Annotated in this window: 5 protein-coding genes and 2 pseudogenes; all 7 read left to right on the top strand. The window is 62.9% G+C overall.

Annotated features, from left to right (window positions below):
• Positions 1-141 (top strand): annotated as a pseudogene (locus Q0693_RS09905) (acyl-CoA dehydrogenase); the annotation flags it as partial.
• Positions 142-143: 2 nt separating this feature from the next.
• Positions 144-1037, top strand: a complete 894-nt coding sequence (holA, locus tag Q0693_RS09900) for a DNA polymerase III subunit delta (RefSeq protein WP_243030417.1) — start codon at positions 144-146, stop codon at positions 1035-1037.
• Between the two features lie 55 nt (positions 1038-1092).
• Positions 1093-2487: a TldD/PmbA family protein gene (locus tag Q0693_RS09895; protein ID WP_298631374.1), complete on the top strand. Its 1395-nt coding sequence runs from the start codon at positions 1093-1095 to the stop codon at positions 2485-2487.
• A complete protein-coding gene (locus Q0693_RS09890; RefSeq protein ID WP_298631371.1) occupies positions 2484-3794 on the top strand; it encodes a TldD/PmbA family protein in 1311 nt (436 codons plus the stop codon). Before Q0693_RS09895 ends, Q0693_RS09890 begins: the two co-directional genes overlap by 4 nt.
• A gap of 9 nt (positions 3795-3803) precedes the next feature.
• Positions 3804-4559 (top strand): hypothetical protein, encoded by a 756-nt coding sequence (locus tag Q0693_RS09885; protein ID WP_298631368.1) that lies wholly within the window; start codon positions 3804-3806, stop codon positions 4557-4559.
• Positions 4560-4852: 293 nt separating this feature from the next.
• Positions 4853-5596, top strand: a pseudogene (locus Q0693_RS10835) (NAD(P)-dependent oxidoreductase).
• 5 nt (positions 5597-5601) lie between these two features.
• On the top strand, positions 5602-6159 hold a 558-nt coding region (locus Q0693_RS09875; protein WP_298631377.1), incomplete at its 3' end, for a sulfite exporter TauE/SafE family protein.

Here is a 6159-nt window from a genome sequence, read left to right as displayed (position 1 = left end):
CTGGGGGGAAGCGGCATCACCCTGGAGTACCACGCCATCCGCCACATGCTCAACCTGGAAACCGTCTACACCTACGAGGGCACCCACGACATCCACACCCTGGTCCTGGGGCGGGAGGCCACGGGGCTTAGCGCCTTCTAGGCATGGTCATCGCCTTTACCGGGGACCCCTTCCTGGCCAAGGAGGCGCTTCTCCAGGAGGCTTCCCTTCGGGGCCTCACCCGCTTCACCGAACCCACCCCGGAAGCCCTGGCCGAGGCCCTAAGCCCCGGCCTCTTCGGGCAAGCCGGGGCCCTGCTGGACCTGCGGGAGGTGGGCGACGGGGAGTGGAAGGCGTTAAAGCCCCTTCTGGAAAACGTCCCTGAAGGGGTGGCCGTGCTGATCCTTGATCCTAAGCCCACCACCGCCCGGGCCGCCTTCTACCGCACCCGGGAAAGGCGGGACTTCCCCACCCCTAAGGGAAAGGACCTGGTGCGCCACCTGGAAAACCGGGCCAAGCGCCTGGGGCTAAGGCTGCCCGCCGGCATCGCCCAGTACCTGGCCTCCCTGGAGGGGGACCTCGAGGCCCTGGAAAGGGAGCTGGAAAAGCTGGCCCTCCTCACGCCCCCCCTCACCCTGGAGAAGGTGGAAAGGGTGGTGGCCCTAAAGCCCCCGGTCACGGGGTTTGACCTGGTGCGGGCCGTGCTGGAAGGGGACGCCAAAAGGGCCTTCCGCCACCTGAAGCGGCTAAGGGAAGAGGGCGAGGAACCCCTAAGGCTCCTGGGGGCCTTCGCCTGGCAGTTTGCCCTTCTGGCCCGGGCCTGGATGCTCCTTGAGGAAAACCCCAGGCCCACGGAAGGGGATTTGGCCCGCCTCGAGGCCCACCCCTACGCGGCCAAGCGGGCCGTGGAGCTGGCCCGAAGCCTCACAGGAAACGCCCTCAAGGCCAGCCTGGAAGCCCTCATAGCCGGGGAACGCCGGGCCAAGGAGGGCAAAGACCCTTGGCTGGCCCTGGAGAGAGCGGTCCATACCCTGCTGAACACCCTTCCCCGGGGCTAGGCACCCCTGCCCCCAGCGGTTGACTCGCGGGTCAGTTCCGGGATAGGCTTAGCCCATGCTGCATCCGGACGTGGTGGCAGACCTCCTCAACAAGGCCCTCAAGGGCGGGGCCGACTTTGGGGAAGTCTACGTGGAGCGCTCCAAGAGGAGGCGCATGACCGTGCGCTATGGCAGGCTGGACGAGGCCATCTCGGGGCTGGACTACGGGGCGGGTTTAAGGCTTTTCTTCGGCACCGAGGTGGTCTACGCCTACACCAACCAGCTCACCCCAGAAGGGCTTCAAGAAGCCCTGGAGACCCTGCTTCGGGCCAAAGGGGCCCTGGGAAGGGTGGACGAGCGGGGGGCTGGGGGCCTGGACTTCCGCAAGGCCTCCCCCCGAGGCCTCCACACCCCTAAGGTGCCCTACGGGGAAAAGGACAAACGCTTCCGCTTGGAAAGGCTATTGGAGGCCGAGGCCGGGGCCCGGATCGCCCCCGAGATCCAGCAGGTGGAGGCCAGCCTGCAGGAATGGGAGCAGGAGGTCTTGATCGCCAACACCGAGGGCACCTGGGCCGAGGAGAAGAGGGTCCGCACCCGGCTAGTGGTGCTGGCGGTGGCCCAGGAGGGCACGGAGGTCCAGACCGGTTACGCCGCCCCCGGCAAAAGCGTGGGCCTGGAACTCTTTGACCTCTACCCGCCCCAGGAGGTGGGGGCCAAGGCCGCCCGGCAAGCCCTCACCAACCTAAGGGCCAAACCCGCCCCTGCCGGCACCATGCCCGTGGTGGTGGGGAAGGCCTTTGGCGGGGTCATCTTCCACGAGGCCTTGGGGCACCTTCTGGAGACCACCAGTGTGGCCAAGAAGGCCAGCGTCCTGGCCGATAGGCTGGGGGAGGAAGTGGCCAGCCCCGTGGTCACCTACGTGGACGACGGTACCCTGCCCCACGCCTGGGGCTCCACGGAGGTGGACGACGAGGGCCGCCCCACGGAGCGCACGGTGCTGATAGAGAAGGGCATCTTGCGAAGCTACATGGTGGACCGCCTGGGCCATCTCCTCACCGGCTATCCCCTAACGGGCTCGGGCCGCCGGCAGGACTACACCCTGGCCCCCACCTCGAGGATGCGCAACACCTTCATCGCCCCGGGCGACAAGGAGGTGGAGGAGCTCATCGCCAGCGTGGAGTTTGGCCTTTACGCCAAGGACCTAGGGGGCGGGCAGGTGAAGCCGGGCTCGGGGGAGTACAACTTCGCCGTGCAGGAGGGGTACATCATCCGCCACGGCCGCCTGGAGGAGCCCGTCCGCGGGGCCATGCTGGTGGGCAAGGGGCCCGAGACCATCAAGAAGGTGGTGGCCGTGGCCAAGGACTGGGAAAACGCCCCCGGCATGTGCGGAAGCCTCTCGGGGATGGTGCCGGTGGAGGTGGGCCAGCCCCACGTGCTGGTCTCGGAGATCGTGGTGGGGGGTAGGGCATGACCCTGGAGGAAGCCAAACGGTACCTGTTAAGGCGGGCCAAGGAGCTGGGCCTCGAGGCGGAGGTGCTTTTCCAGGAAGAGCGGGAGCTCTCCCTGAGGGCCCGGCAGGGCACCCTGGAGGAGATCAAGGAGGCCCGGCAGGGGGGCATTGGCCTAAGGGTCTTGGTGCAGGGTCGGCTGGGCTACGCCTATACGGAAGAGCTCTCCCCCGAAGCCTTGGACTGGGCCCTCTCCGAAGCCCGGGATAACGCCCTGCTTTCCGGCAAGGAAGGCGCCCTCCCTCCGGGGCAGGCCCTGGGAAGCCATGACCTCTTGGGAGAGGGGCTTTCCGCTCCCCTCGAGGCCAAGAAGCAAGGCGCCTTGGAGCTGGAAAGGGCCCTATGGGCAGACCCCAGGACCCGAAGCGTCCTCATGGGGGGTTATATGGAAAAGGAGGTCCGGGTGGCCCTGGCCAGCACCTTGGGCACCGAGGGAGCCTTCCGCACCGGGCTTGCCGGGATGGGGGGAAGCCTGGTGATGGCGGAGGGCAATAGCCTCAAGCAAGGCTGGGACTTTCGGCTGGCCAAGGAGTTCCACGCCCTGGACCCTGGCCGCACCGCCTTGGAGATCCGGGAGAAAACCGCAAGGCTACTAGACGCCAAACCCCTCCCCACGGGCCGCTACCGGGCCTACCTGGAACCCAAGGCCATGGCGGGCCTCCTCTTCGTGCTCTCCCGCTCCCTTTCCGCCAAAAGTGCCCTGGAAGGCAAAAGCCGCCTCGTAAACCGCTTAGGGGAAAGGATCGCCTCGGAATGGGTCACCCTGGTGGACGACCCCACCCTGGAAAAGGGTTTGGTCTCCCGTCCCTTTGACGCCGAGGGCACTCCGGCCCGGCGCACGGTGGTGGTGGCCAAGGGGGTCTTCAAGACCTTCCTCCACAACAGCGAAACCGCCAAAGCCCTGGGCCAAGAAAACACCGGCCACGCCTTCCGCACCTACCGCGGGGTTTTGGATGTGGCCCCCACCAACCTGTATCTGGAACCCGTGGGCAACCTGCACCTGGAAAAGGGGGTCCTGATAACCGAGTTCATGGGCCTCCACGCCGGGGCCAACCCCGTGAGCCTGGACTTCTCCCTCCAGGCCCTGGGGCTATGGGTGGAGGAGGGGGAGGTGCGGTACGCGGTGGAAAACTTCGCCGTGGCCGGGAACCTCTTGGAACTTCTCCAGGCCATAGAGGCCGTAGGGGAAGAGGTGGAGTGGGAGGTGATGGGCGCCGCCTTCGGAAGCCCTTTGGTGGCGGTGGCCGAGCTTTCCTTTGCTGGAGGGTAATATTTAGGTATGCAACGTCACTATGGAATCTGGCTTAGCGTGTTCTGGGTTTCCGTGGCGATTGCGCTGTTCGCTATCCTAGCAACATTTCTCGGGAAAAGTCAGTCGGTTGGCCAGTTCGTAATCGCTGCAATAACTGCAGGGGCAACGGTTTATCTGGCAATAGGTGTCAGGCAACTGGAGCTTCAAATGCAACACATTCGGTTAGAAAGCCTACACTTTATCTACGAGATGTTTGAAGAACCCTTCAAAAACGACTTACACGAGTTAATCAGGCTAAGCAACCAAAAAAAGTTGTGTGCGAGTGAAAATGACTCGGGTAGTGGTGCCGAAATCAACAACAGTAACACCTCATCAGTGTATGATGACCATGAGCAAAGAATCGCTAAAATTACGGCCGTACTTAACAGAATTGGGTATTACGTCTATCGCGATTACCTGGACGTGGATTACATTTACGACTTGTTTGGCCTTTTAATACTTCGGGCTTTTGTGGCATTCAAAGAATGTCTGGTGGTTATTCGAAACAAGCAGGAACTTGCAAACACTCCATGGTACTTTCGTAGGCACTTCCTGCTCTTGGTAGTTGCACTGGAGAATCGCTTCTTTCATGACCCCATTTTTCAAAAGGAACTCTTCGCTCTATACAAAAAAGCAAATCTGGATCCACCCTCCGGTCTAAAGGACCTTCCGGTGTTGGTACCAAAACAATGGCTTAGCCATGACATCCTTCGCTGGCTAAAGAGCAGACGCTACATTTCCTAAACTCTATCCAAGTTGCTACCTAACCTTGCCCTAGCCCCAAAGGTTCCGAAGAAAGGATGCCCTACCTTTGGGCTAAACTAAAACATAGCCATGATCGCTATCAAGTCCAAATACCGGATCAGCTGTTCACAAACTGCGCACAGCATGAGCAACCTGGAGACCACCACCGTCCTCTCCACCTTAAACCCCAAGATGCCCAGCATGGGAAGGCCGTCTCCTTGCTGGATGGGCTATTCTGAGAGGTCCTTCTATGACCCAGCACCCACCGGCTGTCCTTCCCCGAGCTGGAGGTGGTGCCCCAATGCCGGAAGAGAAAATTCTCCGTTATTCAAAGCCTTACTTGAAACGCCCTTAAGCGCTTATGGGAAAAGGGCTACCGCGTAGAGGTCCATGAGGGGCTCTTCCTCTCTCGGGAAGACCTTCTCAAGAAAGTGGAGGGAGCCATCGGCCTCATCCGGTGGAGGACCCCATAAACGCCGAGGTCATGGACGAGGCCCCAGGTCCTAAAGTCATTGCCTGCTACAACGTGGGGGATCAACACGTGGGCCTCGATGCTGCCCCAGCCCGAGGCACCCGAGTGACCCACACCCCCACCCCCCGCGGTCCCCACCGGGGCCACTACCGACCTCACCTTGGCCTTCCTTTTGGCCGTGGCCCGGCGGGTGGTGGAAGGGGTGGACTACGCCCGAAAAGGTCTTTGGCCGGCCTGGTACCCCAAGCCTCTTTTGGGCCTAGACCTCCAGGGCGCCACCCTGGCATGGGTTGCATCGGTCAGGCGACGGCCAAAAAGGCCAAGGCCTGCGGCCGGTGGAGGGTCTACACCAGCCACACCCCCCAATCCCTTCCCTCCATCTTGCCCGGGAGAAGCTCCTGGCCACGCCCGGGATCCTGAGCCCCTCTGCACCTTGCCCAAGGTGGGGGTGACGTCCCATATCGGCCAGGCGAGAGCAAGGACCCGGGAACGCAGGGCCGGGATGGCGGTGGAAAACCTGCCCGCGGCTTTGGAGGGAAAAGAGCCCCCAAACCCGGTAGTATGAGCCCCATGGGCTTCGTCATCGGCCTTCTCGGCGGGGGGTTTGGGGGGCTTGTGGGGCTTGGGGGGGGCACGGTGATGATTCCCCTCATGGTGGGGCTTTTGCGGCTAACCCAGCACAAAGCCCACGGCACCAGCCTGGTGGCGGTTTTCTTCACCGGGCTGGTGGGAGCCTTCACCTATGGGCTACAAGGTTCCTTGAGCTTGAAGGCGGCCTTGTTTCTGGCTGCCACGGCCATCCTCACCGCCCGCTTTGGGGCCCGCTATGCCCACAGCCTGGCGGAGAAGGATCTTAAGCGGGCCTTTGGCTGGTTCCTCCTCGTGGTCTCCTTTTTGCTGCTCCTGAAACCCTACCTGGCCCCCATGGGCCTGGTGCGGGGCGAAATCTGGGAAGACCTAACCCTTCTCTTGGCAGGAGGCTTCACCGGTTTCCTCTCCGGCATGATGGGGGTGGGCGGGGGAACCATCATGGTCCCGGCCATGGTGCTCCTCCTGGGCATGGACCAGCACACGGCCCAGGGCACGAGCCTCCTCGCCATGGTTCCCGCCAGCCTGGTGGGGGCCTAC

Origin of the sequence: uncultured Thermus sp., assembly GCF_938010445.1 — a bacterium.
Taxonomy (GTDB): domain Bacteria; phylum Deinococcota; class Deinococci; order Deinococcales; family Thermaceae; genus Thermus; species Thermus altitudinis.
The sequence above is the reverse complement of the archived record's forward strand: the minus strand, read 5'-3'. Positions and strand labels throughout refer to the sequence as shown.

What these genes read in the sequence shown, in the direction of transcription:
- holA (WP_243030417.1), top strand. Translation starts at nt 144, where the DNA reads ATGGTCATCGCCTTTACCGGGGACCCCTTCCTGGCCAAGGAGGCGCTT.
- Q0693_RS09895 (WP_298631374.1), top strand. Translation starts at nt 1,093, where the DNA reads ATGCTGCATCCGGACGTGGTGGCAGACCTCCTCAACAAGGCCCTCAAG.
- Q0693_RS09890 (WP_298631371.1), top strand. Translation starts at nt 2,484, where the DNA reads ATGACCCTGGAGGAAGCCAAACGGTACCTGTTAAGGCGGGCCAAGGAG.
- Q0693_RS09885 (WP_298631368.1), top strand. Translation starts at nt 3,804, where the DNA reads ATGCAACGTCACTATGGAATCTGGCTTAGCGTGTTCTGGGTTTCCGTG.